Genomic DNA, 17,099 nt, shown 5'->3' on the forward strand with positions numbered 1-17,099 from the left:
GTAGTTTCGCAGAGAGTCGCTAAGATAGCACAAAGATTCGCAAAGTCTAAAAAAAGCTTTGCGAATCTCTGTGTTTTTTCTTGGTGTATCTCTGCGGAATAAAAATTATTTACTTACGAAATCTTTCACTAGCTGATGCGCTTCTTCCAAAGCTACTGGCAAATCATAGTTTTTGATAATAACATCAAATTGTGGAGCAGTTGCCAATTCAACAGATGCTTTTGCAATACGCATATTGATTTTGTCTTCGCTCTCAGTAGAACGTTCTTTTAGTCTGCGTTTCAATTCGTCAACACTTGGTGGTTTGACAAAAACGGCTAAAGTTTGTTCAGGAAATTTATGTTTAATACGAAGTCCGCCGGCAACATCAATGTCAAAAATTACATTTTTTCCTAAAGCCCAGATTCTTTCAATTTCAGATTTTAAAGTTCCGTAGAAATTATCTCGGTAAACTTCTTCCCATTCTAAGAAATCTTCGGCTTTAATGTGTTTTTTGAATTCTTCCAACGAAATGAAATAATAATCCTTTCCGTGTACTTCTTCACCACGTGGCGCACGAGATGCTGCCGAAATCGAAAATTCAAGATTTAAATCTTCTTGACCTAATAAATGTTTTACGATAGTTGTTTTTCCCGATCCAGATGGTGCCGAAAAAACAATTAGTTTTCCTTTGTTCATTATGGTATGCTTTAGGCTTTAGGCAATATGCCTTTAGCTTTAAATTTTAGTTTTTTTTGTGCTTAAAACGTATAGCTTTTACAAGACGTTCAGTACTTGCTCTTTAATCTTCTCCAATTCATCTTTCATCATCACCACCAATTTCTGCATTTGTGCATGATTCGATTTTGAACCCATTGTATTGATTTCACGTCCCATCTCTTGAGTGATAAAACCAAGTTTACGTCCGTTAGCTTCAGAACCGTTTAAAGTTTCTAAAAAGTAGTCCAAATGATTAGTCAAACGAACTTTTTCTTCTGTGATATCTAATTTCTCTAAATAATAGATTAATTCCTGTTCGAAGCGGTTTTCATCAACATTAACTTCCAATTCTGCAATGGCGTTTTGTAAACGATCTTTTATGGCTTGAATACGCTCTGGATCAAGCGCCAAAGCATCATTCATATATTGACGAATATTTCCAATTCGTAGGTTGAATTCTTTTTCCAAAGATTCACCTTCATCTTTACGGAAATTTAAAATATTTTGAAGTGCTTCATCGATGATTGCCTGAATTTGTTCCCAGTCGTTTTCGTCGATTTCTTCGCGCTCTGTTTTTAATGTATCTGGCATACGAACAGCCATTTTCATTAATTCAGTTTCGTCTGCATCAGGATTTACTTCTTTCAATTGTGCGATATAACCTTTTACAACTGGTACATTTACTTTAGTCGAAGTTTGTTCTGCAGTGCTTTCTAAATAGATTGCAAAATCAATTTTTCCTCTTTCTAGTTTTGTTGAGATTTGAGTTCGTAATCCAAGTTCCATTTCACGGTAAAGTGATGGCATTCTAACATTTAAATCTAAACCTTTACTGTTTAAGGATTTTACTTCAACTGTAATTTTTTTTGTTGGCAATTGCAAAGAAGCTTTGCCAAACCCTGTCATAGATTGTATCATATAATTGAGTATAAAGGCGCAAAGATAATTAAAAGTTTGCTGCTTTGTGTTGTAAATTGTAAATCAGTTTTGTATAGCTAATTTAATACTATTCTTACGATAATACTTTTATTACTTCGGCTACATTTTTTTGGCTGTTGCCGATGTAAATCTTACCATCAATAATAAAAACAGGACGACTTAAGAAAGTGTAATGTTCTAAAATGTATTTTTTAAAATCAGCTTCGGTCAAAGATTTGTCTTTTAATCCCATTGACTTGTACAATTGTGCTTTTTTGCTGAACAAGGCTTCGTAACTTCCTGAAAGTTTGTACATTTCTTCAAGCTGTTCTTCAGTAATTGGATCTTGTCTGATGTCTTGGAAAACCAAATCGTTTTCAGGTAAACTTTTAATGATTTTTCGGCAAGTATCGCAAGAAGCTAAATAATATATTTTGTTCATGATTTTTGAATTTTGTTAGACTACAAAGAAAATTCATTTGAAACTTAAAAATGCCTAATTTTAGAAAAAAAATAAAATTATGAGTTCAGTTTTTGAAGTACAAAAAACAATTAGAGAAATTCTCTTAAAAATTTTGGATAATCATTCTTTAGCGCAATTAAATAAAGTGCCGGAAGGATTCAATAACAATATCATTTGGAATGTCGGACATTGCATTTCTTCACAGCAAGTTTTGGTTTATAAATTATCAGGTCTGCCAACTATGGTTTCTGAAGATTTTATTGCAAAATATAAAAAGGGAACGAAACCAGAAGGAGATGTTTCTCAAGAAGAAGTTGACGAGATAAAAACTTTGCTTTTTACAACTTTAGAAAAAACAAAAAAAGATTTTGAAAGTGGTCTTTTTGTTGATTATCATGAATACACAACCAGCATGGGATTTACGCTTCGAAAAGTACAAGACGCTTTAGATTTTAATAATTATCATGAAGGAATTCATTCTGGAATGGCAATGAATCTTAGAAAATTGGTTTAAAATAGAAAATCCCGCTTGAAGCGGGATTTTTTTATTCTACTATGGTTTCAATTGTAACTTTCATAGCACCTGCACCTTTATTTTTGGTGATATCCATAAAAGCTCTTTTGGATAAATCGATCTCTCTGGTTTTTACAAAAGGACCGCGATCTGTAATTTTTACAATAACGAATTTGCCGTTGGCTTCGTTTGTTACTTTAACTCGTGTTCCAAAAGGAAGTTTTTTGTGAGCCGCAGTATAATTGTTGTTGTTGAATCGGCTTCCATTAGCAGTTCTTTTTCCATTAAAACGATCAGCATAGTAGGAAGCATGAGCGTTTTTTTTGTATGGTCTTAATTTTAAACCTTTGTCTGTAAATACAGAATCTATTGGTAATGCAATAAGATTTGGTCTTCCGTTTTTAACAGTGTCCTGAATAATTTTGGGTTCTGTTGTAGGTTTTGTTTGGCTTATGACATAAGTAAAGCCGCTAATTAAAGTCAGAGCGATTGTGGCGAATAAAATGTTTTTTTTATTTCTCATGGGTTATTTTTTTTCAGACTTGGGGGGAGTTTGTACAAATAATATGCCGAGATAAAAAAAGCCCTGTTAAAGGGCTTTTAAATTGGTATTTTTTAGAACCAAAGGTTCCAAGGAATTCTACTTAAAATAAGCAACAATCCTAATCCGTAAAAAATAGCAAAGGTTTTAAATTTAGCTTCACTATTGATTAATTTTTTATGTTTAGACCATCCAATTGTGATTAGGACGATAGCAATAAGATTGATTAATGGGTGTTCTAAAGATGTTAATCTTAATTCTGCATTAGACATTTGTCCAAAAGCTGCTTTTCCTAATGGAGAAACAAAATATAAAATCAGACCAATCAATAATTGAGTATGAGTTCCGATTAAAGCGAATAAAGCGATTTTACGATCTTTAGCTGTAAACTCCTTTTTTGAAGTAACTCCGATGATGGCATTTACCACTGCAACCAATAAAAGAAGCAATGCTAAGTATGCCCAGCCAGAGTGAAATTTTTGTAGAAAATTATACATAAACCTTGTTTTTTGTTTGAAACAAATATAGCAAAAATGAGTAAAAAAAAAGGGCATTAAACTTAAAAGTCAATGCCCTTTTTATTATTTAGGATGGTTCTTTATTAGTTGAAAGAATATCTAGCTCCAACTTGCATTTGCCATCTTGCTGATTGTAAACCTACATCATCAATATTGTTAAGTGTGTTTGCAACATTCGGGTTGAAGTTGAATGTTGGAGTAGTTCCGTTTGCTAAGAAACCAACTTGTTGAAGTAATAATACTTGGTCGTTTGTAGCGAAGTATCTTCTTCCCCAGTTTTTGTTTAACATGTTTGTGAAGTTGAAAACATCAGCTGTAAACTCTAACTTGTGGCTTTTTTTACCTACGTTAACTTTAAATTCTTGAGCTAATTTTAAATCAATAACATGGCTCCAGTTTAAACGATCACCGTTACGTTCTGCATATTTACCTCTTCTGCTGTTTAAGTACTTGTTTCCAGAGATGAAAGCATCAAGTGCTTCCCATTGTTGGTCTGGAGTTAAAGAGTTACCAGTTACTGTAACTAAGTTAATTTCACTTTTGTTAGCTGGGATATAAGGTAAAGCTGAGTTTTGGAAAGTATCACCTAAGATTCTACCGTTATCATTGTATACATAGCTAAATGGAGTTCCTTGAGCACCTTCGTAGTATAAACCAACAGTAGTCTTCATGTTTTTGTTCCATTTGAATTTGATAGAAGAGTTAGCCATAACTCTAGAACCTTGCTCGAAATCTGATCTAGTTACACCAGATACTGCATTTGAACCGTTAACAGTTTCCATGTAAGCCCATTGAGAACTGTTTTGAGAACTTGTAGCATCCATCCAAACTTTAGACTCTCCATAAGAATATGTTGCAGAAATGTTTGCATCAATAAAATCAGAAGTAAAGTATTTCGTTAAAGTTAAGTTTGTGTTCCAAGCGCTACCAGCTTTTTTGTTAGAAGCTAAGTAAATACCTTGGTATTTAGGATCTTCAAAAGTACTTGGGTATCTTGGTCTAACATCAGCACCAGTAGTATAACTTGTTGGAGCTTTGATGTTTAAGTTTTGATATTGAATTGCATTAAGGTTTTCGTTGAAGATTGCCTCAGCAGTTAATACTAATCCACCTGGAAGTTTACGATCAAATGCAAGACTTGTTTTTAAAACTTGTGGTAATTTGAAATCTTTAGCAAATAAATCGATGTTTCCACCTGTTTGTCCGCTTCCTGGAAGTGGTCCTAAAGCAACACCATTGCTGTAAAGTTGGCTGTCAACACTTGTATTTGGATTGAAGAATGGAGCAGCAGCAGTTGTTCTGATATCAATAGCATTTTGAGAAACACCATTGTTGTTGTAAGCTCCACCTGGCCATACTAAAGGAACTCTTGATGTAAATACACCAATACCTCCACGTATTTGAGTTTCTTTATCTCCGTTTACATCGTAGTTGAATCCAACTCTTGGAGAGAAATGAACAGTATTTTGAATTGCTTGTCCAACTTTAGCTCCTTTTAAATCTTTTCCAGCAGCTTCTAAGATTGGAATAGTTCTTTCGTTAAAGTCAGTGTTTACGTTACCGTTTTCCCAAACTGGCATGTCAGCACGTACACCTACAGAAACTCTAAAGTTGTCAGTAACTCTAATGTTGTCTTGAACATATAAACCGTATTGGTTCATGTTGAATTCAGCAGCACCTTGAGAATCGTCTCCTGAACCACCAAACAATGAGTATCCTAAACGGAATCTGATTGGTTTAGCATTGTTCATGAAGTCATTTAAGTTGTTGTATTGGTAGTAACCGAAGTTTCTAGAGATAAATACGTTTTTAGCGTATGAAAACTCGTTGTGAGTACCAATAAGGATGTTATGTCTACCAGTGTTGATCTCAAAGTTGTCAGTAACAGTAAGAGTTCTTTGGTTTAATAAGTTTGCAGTTGAGTTAGTTTCTGCTCCAAAGTAAATTGTACCAGAACCATCTCTAATTTCTACAGTAGGGAATGGATTTCCTGAAGGATCTCTATCGTCATTTACTGAAGTATAACCAACTACTAAGTTGTTTGAAAATTTATTACTAATTCTAGCATTCCACTCCAATGATGAAGAGTTTGTAGTAGATGTAAATTCTTGAGCTCCGTTAGTAAAGTTAATTGCTGTTGCAGTTGAACGATATGGTGAGAAGTTTGTTGCTTTAACGTAACTGTTCTTAACAGAGATTTTGTGATTATCGTTAATGTTATAATCTATTTTTGCAATTAATTTGTCAGATACTAAACTACTTGTGTTGTTTGTAAAACCACCTGGGTTGTAGTTGTAAGCTGTTCCTAAATAGTTAGTCAATGCATCAATTCTTTGTTGTGCAACTGCTCCGCTATAAGGATTTGTACCACTTACACCAATGTTTCCAGTATAATTGTTGATATCAAATGGAGCTGGTGTTTGGTTGTCTTGTCTTTCGTAGTTGATGAAGTAGAATAATTTATCTTTGATAATTGCTCCTCCAGCTCTTACACCATAAGTTTGTGCTGTAAAATCAGCTAATTTTTTTCTTTCAGCAGTACTGCTTGCTTTTTGTGGAGTTTTTCCAGCTAAAGACTGATCTCTGTATAAGAAATAAGCAGATCCATCAAAGTTATTTGTTCCAGAACGTGTAATAGCACTAATTGCTCCTCCAGCGAATCCTGATAATTTAACATCGTAAGGAGAAACACTCACTTGGAATTGCTCAATTGCATCTAATGAAATTGGAGAAACTCCTGTTTGTCCACCGTTAGTACCGTTTGCAGCTAAACCGAAAACGTCATTGTTTACAGCTCCGTCAATGTAGATTGCGTTGAATCTGTTATTTTGTCCACCGATTGAGATTACATCATCTCCACGCATTTGCGCTTGTGGTGTAAGTCTAGCAAAATCAGCGATATTTCTTGATAACGAAGGTAATTCTGTTATCTTTTCGTGATCGATAATGGTTTGAGCACCAGTCTTTTTAGAGTTGAAAGTTGGGTCTTTTTTACCCATAACAACAACTTCACTAAGTTGGTTTGTTTCGTCTTTTAAGACAGCTTTTAAATTTTTTGAATCACCAAGTTGAAGATATACTCCTGATTCTGTGTAGGTTGTGAAACCTATGAAAGTCACTTCAATTTTGTAAGGACCACCAACACGCATGTTAGAGATTCTAAAGTGACCATCAAAATCCGTTGTTGTTGAATAACGGCTACCTGAAGCCTCATGAACTGCAAGAATCGTTGCTCCTGGAAGGGACTTGTTTTGCGAATCGTAAACAACTCCAGTGATAGAAGAAGTTGTGTTACCTTGCGCATAAATATCTCCTGCATAAATAAACGCTAAAAGCAGTAAGAGAAACTTTGACAATTTTTTCATCTGTTTTGTTATTTGTTTTTGGCAAAATTATAACAAATAACTCAGATAATGTTATCGAAATGTTAAGAAAAATAAGTTTTGTCTTTTGTGTTGCGCATTAAAATGAATTTTTCTGTTTTCTATAAAAAAAATATCGATTTCTTAAATTTTTATTATGATATTTTGTTAATTATGTAAAAATTTGAATTATGTTGTAGGTGAAAACGTGCAAATAGACGATATTTTTAGTCTTTTTGTCGGTGTTTTATGCGAAAAAACGCCTTAATTTAGGTTAAATTAAGACGTTTCAAAGTGTTATGAAATATTTAAATTTTGATTTTTTACTTATTTTTTAAGAAATGATTTAGCAAAAAAGTAGTCGAACTATCGTGAGTTTTTACAGTCTTAGAATTGATTTCGTCTAAAATAGAATTAGCTAATTGCTTACCTAGTTCAACTCCCCACTGATCAAAACTAAAAATATTCCAAATAATTCCCTGTACAAAAATCTTGTGTTCGTACAATGCAATTAAAGATCCTAAGCTTTTTGGGGTTAGTTTCTGAATTAAAATAGTGTTCGTTGGTTTGTTTCCAGTAAATACTTTAAAAGGTAATAAGTAAGATGCCTTTTCAGCTGAAAGTCCTTGTTTGTCAAATTCTGCCTGAACTTGAGCTTCGGTTTTTCCGTTCATTAAAGCTTCAGTTTGAGCAAAGAAATTGGACATTAGTTTGTCATGATGATCTTCGTTTCCGTAAAGAGGTTTTACAAATCCAATAAAGTCTGTTGGGATTCTTTTTGTTCCTTGGTGAATTAATTGGAAGAAAGCATGTTGCGAGTTTGTTCCAGGTTCTCCCCAAATAATTGTTCCTGTTTGGTAGTTTACCGGTTTTCCGTCACGGCCAACACTTTTTCCGTTACTTTCCATAAAAGCTTGTTGCAAGTAAGGAGCAAGTTTGTGTAAATATTGTGTGTACGGAATCAAAGCTTCACTTTCGGCACCATAAAAATTATTATACCAAACGCTTAATAAAGCTAAAATAACTGGAATGTTTTCGTCAAATTCTGCCGATTTGAAATGTTCGTCCATTTCATATGCACCAGCTAATAAATCATTATAATTATCAAATCCAACAGCCAAAGCAATGCTTAGTCCTACTGCGCTCCAAAGCGAAAATCTTCCTCCAACCCAATCCCACATAGGAAAAACGTTATCTGGGTTAATTCCGAACTCTGTTACTTTTTGGATATTTGTAGAAACCGCTACAAAGTGTTTTGCAATATCTTCTTGAGAAGCCGATTTCAAAAACCATTCTTTAATAGTCTCAGAATTAGAAAGTGTTTCCTGAGTAGTGAAGGTTTTAGAAACAATTACGAAAAGTGTCGTTTCTGGATCTAGTTTTTTTATAACTTCATTTACATGGTCACCATCAACGTTTGAAACGAAATGTGTATTTAAATGATTTTTATAAAATTGTAAAGCTTCAACCGCCATAACAGGGCCAAGGTCCGAGCCTCCAATTCCGATATTTACGATATCTGTAAAAGCTTTTCCAGTGAAACCTTTTCTTTCTCCAGAGATTACTTCCTGAGTAAAACTCTTGATTTTGTTTTTTACTTCATAAACTTCAGGAATTACATTTTCTCCGTCAACCTTAATTACTGCTGTTTCTGGAGCACGTAAAGCTGTATGAAGAACAGCGCGGTTTTCTGTTTTGTTAATTAATTCACCACCAAAATAATCAGCGATTGCATTTTTTAATCCGATTGAATTTGCCAGTTCTAATAAAAGAGAAATGGTTTCCTGACTAATATTGTTTTTTGAATAATCTACAAGGAAATCGTTCCATTGTAAGTTGAATTTTTCGGCACGTGCACTATCTTGTTGAAACAATTCTTGTATTGTGGTTTCGTGAATTGCGTTATAGTGGTTTTGGAGATTTTTCCACGCTTCAGTCCCGGTTGGGTTTGTTGTGTTTAAAGCCATTTTTATCTATAATTGAGTTTGTTTCTTGAAACACAAAAATACTGAAATAACTTTTAAAAGGGGAATGGTTGGCGATTATATAACAATTAGTTACGAAAACGTTTTATGGATTCTGAGTTTCAATTTTGCAGGTTATAATTATGGCACCGTCATTTTCTTTTTCGTTGTAAATTATTCGACTGCTATTTTTGTTTACGAAATCTAAACTATAGATATCTGATTTTTTAAGAGGTAATAATATAGTGTCTTTACTTTTGTTGTATTTAAATGGTATTCCGTTTATTACAACTAAAGGAGAGCTGTCAATTAGATCTTTTTCAAAGACAGTATTTACAAATTCTGAGACATAATATTTGTTCTTCTCGTTATCATTTAAGAGAAAAGTTTTTGGTTTAGAACAACCAATTGCGATTAAGGCGAACAATATTAATAGAATGTGTTTCATTGGTTTTTACCAAAATTTCCACCAAGGTTTTTTATTAATTGCTATAACTTTCTTAGTTACATCAACATCAATTCTTTTTGTAGATTCTGTTTTAATTTTAGAATCATCAAAAAATAATTCTCCATTTTCATTCATCCCGAGTGGAAGTTTCGTTCTTTCTTTCCAGTTTTCGGTTTGTAATTCTGGAATTAAAGGAGCGTCGATTTTTTCGCGAAAGCGTTTTTGAGCCTTTTCTATAATTTCTTCTTCTAAATTGGAAGATGAATTTTTGAAAAGTGAAATTGAATTGTCTGGAATATTTAAAAGAAAAACTTGTGTTTTGTCATCCATTTTTTGAATGTCCAAAACTTTAAAATAAGCAATCGAGTCTAAAAGAAAATGACCGTTTTTGGCAGAATCAGGATTGAATTTTGATAAATCTTTTGCATGAGCACTGGCAATCAGATATCTCAAATTTACAGAAAGTCCTCCGCCAATTGAACTCATATCAGTAAAGCCTTTTTCTTGAATGATTTGTCCAATTTTGTAATTCGAAATTAAATTTTCAGAGAGATTGGTGTCTCTGTAAAATAATTTTAAACCAGAAAAAGTTTCATGGTAAATGGTTCTAAGGCGTTCATTTTTCATGACTTTCGATTTCAAAAGATTTCTAAAAAAAATGTAGTTAATTTAATCCGTTGATTATAATTGTTTTAACACATAGAAACATAGATTTGCTTTGTCGTCAAAGACGTTTCGATTGCGGAAATGCACAAAGCTATGTGTTAGAAACTAGTTTCTTTCAATTCCCTTTCCCAGAAAGAAAAATCTATGTTTCTATGTGTTAAATCTTTTTTTTAAACGGGTTCTTTACAAATTTCCAATACTGTCCAATTCTCTTTTCAAAGGTTCCATTTGTTTCATGAAACGCGTTTTATCATTTCCTGTCAAAGATTCTCCTGTTGGAAGATTCAATCGAAGTGCATCAACTTGTACTCCGTTTTTCCAGAAACGATAACAAACGTGAGGTCCAGAAGCTAAACCTGTACTTCCAACTAAACCAATGGTCTGGCCTTGAGTAACGCGTTGTCCGCGGCGAACCAAAATTTTAGACATGTGTAGATATTGAGTAGAGTAGGTTCCGTTATGTTTTACTTTTACAAAGTTTCCGTTTCCTGCGGTGTATCCTGTTACTTCTACAACTCCCGAAGCTGTTGTTGAAATTGGGGTTCCTGTTGGAGCAGCATAATCTGTTCCTTTATGTGCTTTCCAAGTATGTTGTACCGGATGGTATCTGTTCATCGTGAATCTAGAAGTGATTCTGCTGAATTTAATTGGAGTTTTTAGAAAGAAGTTTTTAAGTGTTTTTCCTTCATCATCGTAATATTCAATTTTTCCAGAAGTAGTGTCTCTTTCAAAAGGGAAAGCATAAATGATTTTTCCTTTATATTCAAAAAATGCTGCTTCAAGATCTTCGACACCATCATACGTTTTTCCGTTGATGAATCTTTCTGTGAAAATTAATCCGTAACGATCTCCTTTTTTAAGTTTGAAAAAGTCAATAGACCATGAAAATACTTTGGTGATTCTGCTTGCTAAAGCTGTTTCGACACTTTCGTTTCCTAAAGTTTCAGAAAGTGAGCTTTTTAAAACGCCGCCAATCATTTTTCTTTTTAAGGTAACTGGTTTTACTTTTTTATATGCTTTGGCAATACTATCACGTAAGTCAATAACATAATAGCTTAAAGCGTCTGGCTGATAAATAAAAACCTGTAAATTGTTGGTTTTGTTTTTTGAACGAAGTAAAGTGAAAGGTTTGCCGTAGCGAATACTTCTAACATTAAAAGAATCTTTAACTTGTTCTACAATGTCAAAAACTTTTTTGTTTCCAATATTCTGACTTTGCAGGATCGAGCCAAAAGAGTCTCCTTTTGAGATAGTATCATTAACAATATTGAAATCTGCGTAATTAAAACCGAATTCTATTTTTTTGGTTGCTGGTTTAGTAATTTTTGTTTCTACTTTTTTTTCTTCTGTTTTTTTACATGAAAAAATAGAAAACAAGACAATTAAAATTACGACTGCTTTTTTCAAACTTTTTGGATTTTTGTGGCGAAATTTTTATTCGTTTTCATTTCCCCAATTGGACAATTCTTCTTCGGTCCACAATTTAGGAAAAAAGATGCGTTTTTGGTATTTTGGATGCATATATTTTTGCCAGTCACTTCCGCCTGTAGCTTCTCCATTACCTTTTCCACTTTCCAAAATGTATTTTCTTGCCGTGTTAAGATGTTGCATAACCCAAGTGATATTCACGGTTTTATCATAGTGACGCATGGCTGCGATTAATTCCGGATTTTGCTGATCTTGTTCTGGAAGTTGCGAAAATTTTTGCCAGATATTTTTAGTCTTAAAAGTTGACATTTGTCGTAAAAACTGACCTTTATATTTGTTTTCGAATTCCTGAAGTAAATATGATTTTTCGCCTGTCTGATAATCTTTTCCTGCAGCTTGCCAATACAAATGTTCAAAACTGGTTTCTAAATCTGTATTTTCATCAAAGTTTGCTTTGTATCTGCGATCTGTTAAATTGATAACATCAGTCGAGGCAAATTCGATCATTCTATATTGTGCGCTTTGAAAACCACTTGCAGGAGTAAGTGTATTTCTGAATTTCATATACTGATCGACTTCCATTCCGTTTTCCATAATACTGAAAGAATTGGTAAGCATATCAAAATATCTGGTAATTCTTGACAATCTTTCGCTGAAAAAATCAACCTGAATATTTTCTGTGGCAGCAATTTGATCAATTTCCCACAGAATCATTTTAAAAATTAATTCGTTTACCTGATGGTACATGATGAAAACCATTTCGTCAGGAAGTGTGGTGCGCTGAATTTGTAGATTTAATAAAGCATCGGTTTGAATGTAATCCCAATAAGTGATTGGTTTAGCCCAAAGCAATCCTTCTAACTGAACATCAGTTTTTTGATTTATGGCTTGAAATTTAAGATCAATTTCTTTTAAAATTGCTTCTGAATTATCAGTTAAATTCATTTCTTTTTTACTTTAAGCGGACTTTTCAATCCTTTATATTCATCGAGATCTGCTTTTAGGGATCCAACAGCCAGATCTGCTTTAATTCTAATTGGAATTTTGTTGTCGTCGTCTGTGATCCAGAGCGTTAAGCTTTCTTTCTCTTTGAAGACTCTTCCGGTTTGTACCAAAGGTTTGAAGACCATCGTAGAAACCGTTCCAAATTTAGTTGTAATATCTTGACGGCCTACAAATTTTAACTTAAATTTTGTGATTTCATCATCAAAAAACATATCTATTGTAATCGCTTCTCCTGATTTTAATTTGTCAATGTTCGGATGATTTCTAAGAAAGTAAAAAGAAGAAACAATATCTTGCACATTATCAGTAATTACGATTGTTTTTTCTGATTTGCGTTTGTAATCTTTTACTAAAACTTTGTTTTCCGTTTGATTGAAAAAACCTTCTTGATTTTTGGTGTAACCTCCTTCATCAATTTTTCGAACATATCGGTAAGGATTACCTGTTTCTTTGTCAAAATAACTTTCGTACAAGTCTTCAACTTTAAAAAAGAATTTAGACATTCCGGTTGTATAACCTTTACCAACAGCATGATATACTTTTTTGTTGCTGATGGTTGCATCTTTTAATTCGAGAGTTGCATAACCAGCGTTGACAATTCCGTAGTGAATCCTGAACTTAAAAAATTCTCCTGTGTCAAATGCATCCTCTTTTTGAGAATCGAAAGCAAAGCAAGTGAGAACTAATATAGTGAGAATGAGTTTTTTCATAGTACATTTTTTACATCTATATATAAAGATAGAGAAATGCAAATTCTATTCCAAATGTACCAAAACAAAAAAACTCAGTCAAGAATGACTGAGTTTTTATGCTATTAACTAACCAAAAAACTATAAATTATGAAATTTATATCAATTCGGAAGGAAACCACCCCTTCCTGATTTGCGAGTGCAAAGATAGATAGAAAGTTCAGATTTCAAATAGCCAAAGTCAAGTTTAACATAACATTTGCAAAAAAAGCATCCTTTTTTGGTGAAATCCTCGTTTAAATGCAAAAAAAATGCATTTTTACAAAGTTCCTCTTAATTCTTGTTCTCTTTCAATTGACTCAAAAAGAGCTTTAAAGTTACCTGCACCAAATCCTTTTGCTCCCATTCTTTGAATAATTTCGAAGAAAAGTGTTGGTCTGTCTTGAACTGGTTTTGTGAAAATCTGCAATAAATAACCATCTTCATCGGCATCCACCATAATGGCTAGTTTTTCGATTTCATTAATGTCTTCTTTCATCATATCCATGTGAACTCCTAATCTTTCTGGAATTGCTTGATAATAAGTATGAGGAGGAGCAGATAAAAATTCGACACCACGTGCTCTTAGCTGTGATACTGTTTTAATAATATCGTCTGTTGCAATAGCAATATGCTGAATTCCAGGTCCGCCGTAGAAATCTAAATATTCTTCAATCTGCGATTTTTTCTTTCCTTCAGCTGGTTCGTTGATTGGAAATTTAATTCTTCCGTTTCCGTTTGACATTACTTTACTCATCAAAGCAGAATATTCTGTAGTGATTTGTTTGTCATCAAAAGAAAGGAAATTCACAAATCCCATTACATCTTCATAGAATTTTACCCAAGTATTCATTTCATTCCAGCCCACATTTCCAACCATGTGGTCAATATATTTTAATCCAGTTGGTTCTGGATTGTAGTCTGATTTCCATTCTTTGTAACCTGGAAGGAAAACTCCGTTGTAGTTTTTTCTTTCTACGAAAATGTGAACGGTTTCTCCGTAAGTATAAATTCCAGAACGAATTACTTGGCCAAATTCATCTTCTTCAACAGTCGGTTCCATAAAAGAACGTGCGCCACGTTTCATCGTTTCTTCGTAAGATTTTGTAGCATCTTCAACCCAAAGCGCGGCAACTTTTACGCCGTCTCCATGTTTTTTCAAATGTTCATTGATTGGAGAATCAGCTGTTAAAGGTGTAGTCAAAACAATTCTGATTTTGTCTTGTTTCAAAACATAAGATGCTTTGTCTTTTACTCCAGTTTCTAATCCGGCATAAGCCAATGATTGATATCCGAAAGCTGTTTTATAATAATGTGCAGATTGTTTCGCATTTCCAACATAGAATTCTACATAATCTGTTCCTAATAATGGAAGGAAATCTTGTGCTCCTTCGAATATTTTCTCTAATCCGTATTCTACTGATTTTACTTCTTTTGACATGATGTTTATTTGTTTAATCGGTTAATCGTTTAATTGATTGAAGCCGAAGTGTTAGTGTTGTTTTTAAGATTTTTTTTTAACCGCAAAGAGCGCAAAGGCAATCGCAAAGAGCGCAAAGTTTTCTATTATTTAGATTTTCTGAATTAATAATAAACACAAGCTCTGTGAACTTGTTTGATAAAACTTCCTCAAAAAAACCTTTGTGATCTTTGCGAAAATCCTCCGCGAACTCTGCGTTACATGAATTAACTATTCCGTCCAGGATTTGTAATATTTCCCATCATCCAATCCCATAGCTTCTTCGGTAACCATTAATGGACGGAAAGTATCCACCATAACAGCTAATTCTTGAGTTTCTTTGTGACCGATACTGCGTTCCATTGCTCCAGGCGCTGGTCCGTGCGGAATTCCTTTTGGGTGTAAAGTGATATGACCTTGCTCAATATTATTACGACTCATAAAATCGCCATCAACATAATATAGTACTTCGTCAGAATCTATATTGCTGTGATTGTATGGCGCCGGAATCGCTTTAGGATGATAATCGTAAAGTCTTGGGCAGAATGAACAAACGACAAAAGTAGCCGTTTCAAAAGTTTGATGTACTGGCGGCGGTTGGTGAACGCGTCCAGTTATAGGTTCGAAATTGTGAATGGAGAATCCGTAAGGAAAGTTATAGCCATCCCAGCCTACAACGTCAAACGGATGCGTGGCGTAAACCACTTCATGCATCATTCCTTCTTTTTTGATTTTAATTAAAAAATCACCTTTTTCGTCATACGTTTCCAATTCGTTAGGTAGAATAAAATCACGTTCGCAAAATGGAGAGTGTTCTAAATGCTGACCCGATTGGTTTTTATAACGTTTTGGCGTATAAAATGGAGAGTATGATTCTACATAAAAAAGTCTATTGTCTTCTGTTTCGAAATCAATCTGATAAATAATGCCACGCGGAATAATCAAATAATCGCCATATTCAAACGGAATATTTCCTAACATGGTTCTTAATTTTCCTTTTCCTCTGTGAATGAAAAGCATTTCATCGGCATCGGCATTTTTGTAGAAATAATTTCGAAGTGATTCTTTCGGCGAAGCCAAACCAATAATACAATCTTTGTTGACCAACATTGCTTTTCGGCTGTCCAAAAAGTCTTTTTCAGGTTTTAATTCAAAACCTTTAAAAAGTAATGATTTTATGTTTTTTCCGATTGCAATTTTAGGTTCAACCGAATAAGAGTTTAAAATTTCTTTAACCTGTGTAGGTCTGTGAACATGATAAGATAATGACGAATGTCCGTGAAAACCTTCGGTTCCAAATAATTGTTCGTAGTAAAAACCGCCTTCTGGTTTTTCAAATTGGGTGTGTCGCTTTTGCGGAAAATCTCCGAGTTTGTGATATAATGGCATGGCTTTTCAATTAGATAATTTGTAAATTAGATAATTCGAAAATTAGAATTGTCTGAACAGATAATTCAATCATTCCTTTTTTTGAATGACCTAATTATCTCAATTCGATAGCTTACTCAGGATTTCTCTTGATGAGGAATTGAAGATACTCTAATAAACCTGTCCATTTTGTTTTCATTATAACAAATGTCGTAATTTTTTCGAAGTAAAAATAAAAATTATATTAATTATAACTAAAATAATTTAAAGTTTTTTGATATAATTTTTACATAGCAAAAAAATAGTACGATTTTATTGAAGTATTCTTTGTGAAAATACTAAAACAAGAATCCAATGCTGAACCAAGTAAAACCTCTTGACATTTCTGGCGACCAAGATTGTTTGATTTCGATTGGTCCAATAATAGTTTCTAATCCGTAACCTACAGCATAACCTGTATATTTCGGCATCGAAATCCAATCAACACCATTGAAAATATCATTTCCTAAATTGGCAAAATTGGCAGAAAGATTAATGTGGTTTTTTCTTAGGATTTCATAATCTAAAGTAATTCCTGTTTTTATAAAACTATTTCCAGCAATGCTTAAAAAATCATATCCATAAAAATAATTGAAGTTGTTGATTTTGCTGTAGCCATAACCTCCTAAAATAAAGTCAAAAAACGGAACGCTGCTGTTTCCAAAAGTAAAACCAGCTTCGGCATCGATCTTAAAAGTAGCTCTTCTAAACAAAGGATTCACAAAAGAAACTTCGGCTTTTGCCATTGAAAAAGGTTTGAAAGTATTCGTGTAATCTGAAGATGCGAGATAAGTTTGCAAGTCAGTAGAAAAATACAATCCGGAACTTGGATAATATTTATCATCAAACGAATCATATTTTAAATACGCAAATGCACTAAAATAACTGCTTTTGTCAATAATATTGTCTTCGTTGGCCAAAGTAGGTGAATTGATCTTTAGATATTTATATTCTAATCCACCGCCCATTAAAAACTTCT

15 protein-coding genes and 1 pseudogene are annotated in these 17,099 nt (G+C 33.4%); 1 reads left to right on the forward strand and 15 read right to left on the reverse strand.

Annotated elements, in window-relative coordinates:
- Positions 1 to 105 precede the first annotated feature (105 nt).
- From gmk to VGE71_RS22295, 3 genes are all read right to left on the reverse strand, one after another.
- Entirely contained in the window at positions 106 to 678 is a 573-nt protein-coding gene (gmk, locus tag VGE71_RS22285) for a guanylate kinase (RefSeq protein WP_331140295.1), read from the reverse strand.
- A gap of 78 nt (positions 679 to 756) precedes the next feature.
- Complete coding sequence (locus tag VGE71_RS22290; RefSeq protein ID WP_331140296.1) at positions 757 to 1,617, reverse strand: YicC/YloC family endoribonuclease; 861 nt, start codon at positions 1,615 to 1,617, stop codon at positions 757 to 759.
- A 94-nt stretch (positions 1,618 to 1,711) separates the two neighbouring features.
- Positions 1,712 to 2,059 carry an arsenate reductase family protein gene (locus VGE71_RS22295; RefSeq protein ID WP_331140297.1) on the reverse strand — a complete coding sequence of 116 codons (348 nt, stop codon included), beginning with the start codon at positions 2,057 to 2,059 and terminating at the stop codon, positions 1,712 to 1,714.
- Between the two features lie 79 nt (positions 2,060 to 2,138).
- On the opposite strand from VGE71_RS22295, the gene VGE71_RS22300 reads away from it, so the two are divergent.
- The gene (locus VGE71_RS22300) at positions 2,139 to 2,594 is read left to right on the forward strand and encodes a DinB family protein (protein WP_331140298.1); all 456 of its coding nucleotides are present in this window, start codon (positions 2,139 to 2,141) and stop codon (positions 2,592 to 2,594) included.
- 31 nt (positions 2,595 to 2,625) lie between these two features.
- Here the strand turns inward: VGE71_RS22300 and VGE71_RS22305 are convergent, their stop codons facing one another.
- The 12 genes and pseudogenes from VGE71_RS22305 to VGE71_RS22360 all read right to left on the reverse strand — a co-directional run.
- Positions 2,626 to 3,117 carry a septal ring lytic transglycosylase RlpA family protein gene (locus VGE71_RS22305; RefSeq protein ID WP_331140299.1) on the reverse strand — a complete coding sequence of 164 codons (492 nt, stop codon included), beginning with the start codon at positions 3,115 to 3,117 and terminating at the stop codon, positions 2,626 to 2,628.
- 92 nt (positions 3,118 to 3,209) lie between these two features.
- Positions 3,210 to 3,632: a hypothetical protein gene (locus VGE71_RS22310; protein ID WP_095953867.1), complete on the reverse strand. Its 423-nt coding sequence runs from the start codon at positions 3,630 to 3,632 to the stop codon at positions 3,210 to 3,212.
- Between the two features lie 104 nt (positions 3,633 to 3,736).
- Entirely contained in the window at positions 3,737 to 7,018 is a 3,282-nt protein-coding gene (locus VGE71_RS22315; RefSeq protein WP_331140300.1) for a TonB-dependent receptor, read from the reverse strand.
- A gap of 320 nt (positions 7,019 to 7,338) precedes the next feature.
- Positions 7,339 to 8,982, reverse strand: coding sequence for a glucose-6-phosphate isomerase (gene pgi / locus VGE71_RS22320; protein ID WP_331140301.1), 1,644 nt, complete (start codon positions 8,980 to 8,982; stop codon positions 7,339 to 7,341).
- 103 nt (positions 8,983 to 9,085) lie between these two features.
- The gene (locus VGE71_RS22325; RefSeq protein ID WP_331140302.1) at positions 9,086 to 9,427 is read right to left on the reverse strand and encodes a hypothetical protein; all 342 of its coding nucleotides are present in this window, start codon (positions 9,425 to 9,427) and stop codon (positions 9,086 to 9,088) included.
- Between the two features lie 6 nt (positions 9,428 to 9,433).
- Entirely contained in the window at positions 9,434 to 10,054 is a 621-nt protein-coding gene (locus VGE71_RS22330; RefSeq protein WP_331140303.1) for a hypothetical protein, read from the reverse strand.
- A gap of 222 nt (positions 10,055 to 10,276) precedes the next feature.
- Positions 10,277 to 11,500 carry a peptidoglycan DD-metalloendopeptidase family protein gene (locus tag VGE71_RS22335; protein ID WP_331140304.1) on the reverse strand — a complete coding sequence of 408 codons (1,224 nt, stop codon included), beginning with the start codon at positions 11,498 to 11,500 and terminating at the stop codon, positions 10,277 to 10,279.
- A gap of 27 nt (positions 11,501 to 11,527) precedes the next feature.
- Positions 11,528 to 12,466, reverse strand: a complete 939-nt coding sequence (locus tag VGE71_RS22340) for a tryptophan 2,3-dioxygenase family protein (protein ID WP_331140305.1) — start codon at positions 12,464 to 12,466, stop codon at positions 11,528 to 11,530.
- Positions 12,463 to 13,236: a DUF3108 domain-containing protein gene (locus VGE71_RS22345; RefSeq protein ID WP_331140306.1), complete on the reverse strand. Its 774-nt coding sequence runs from the start codon at positions 13,234 to 13,236 to the stop codon at positions 12,463 to 12,465. The genes VGE71_RS22340 and VGE71_RS22345 overlap by 4 nt, the downstream gene beginning before the upstream one ends.
- Before the next feature lie 298 nt (positions 13,237 to 13,534).
- Positions 13,535 to 14,695, reverse strand: a complete 1,161-nt coding sequence (gene hppD, locus VGE71_RS22350) for a 4-hydroxyphenylpyruvate dioxygenase (protein WP_071635490.1) — start codon at positions 14,693 to 14,695, stop codon at positions 13,535 to 13,537.
- 249 nt (positions 14,696 to 14,944) lie between these two features.
- On the reverse strand, positions 14,945 to 16,102 hold the full coding sequence (locus VGE71_RS22355) for a homogentisate 1,2-dioxygenase (RefSeq protein ID WP_331140307.1): 1,158 nt from the start codon (positions 16,100 to 16,102) through the stop codon (positions 14,945 to 14,947).
- Between the two features lie 317 nt (positions 16,103 to 16,419).
- Positions 16,420 to 17,099, reverse strand: a pseudogene (locus VGE71_RS22360) (patatin); the annotation flags it as partial.

This window comes from Flavobacterium sp. (assembly GCF_036405015.1).
In the GTDB taxonomy this organism is placed as follows: domain Bacteria; phylum Bacteroidota; class Bacteroidia; order Flavobacteriales; family Flavobacteriaceae; genus Flavobacterium.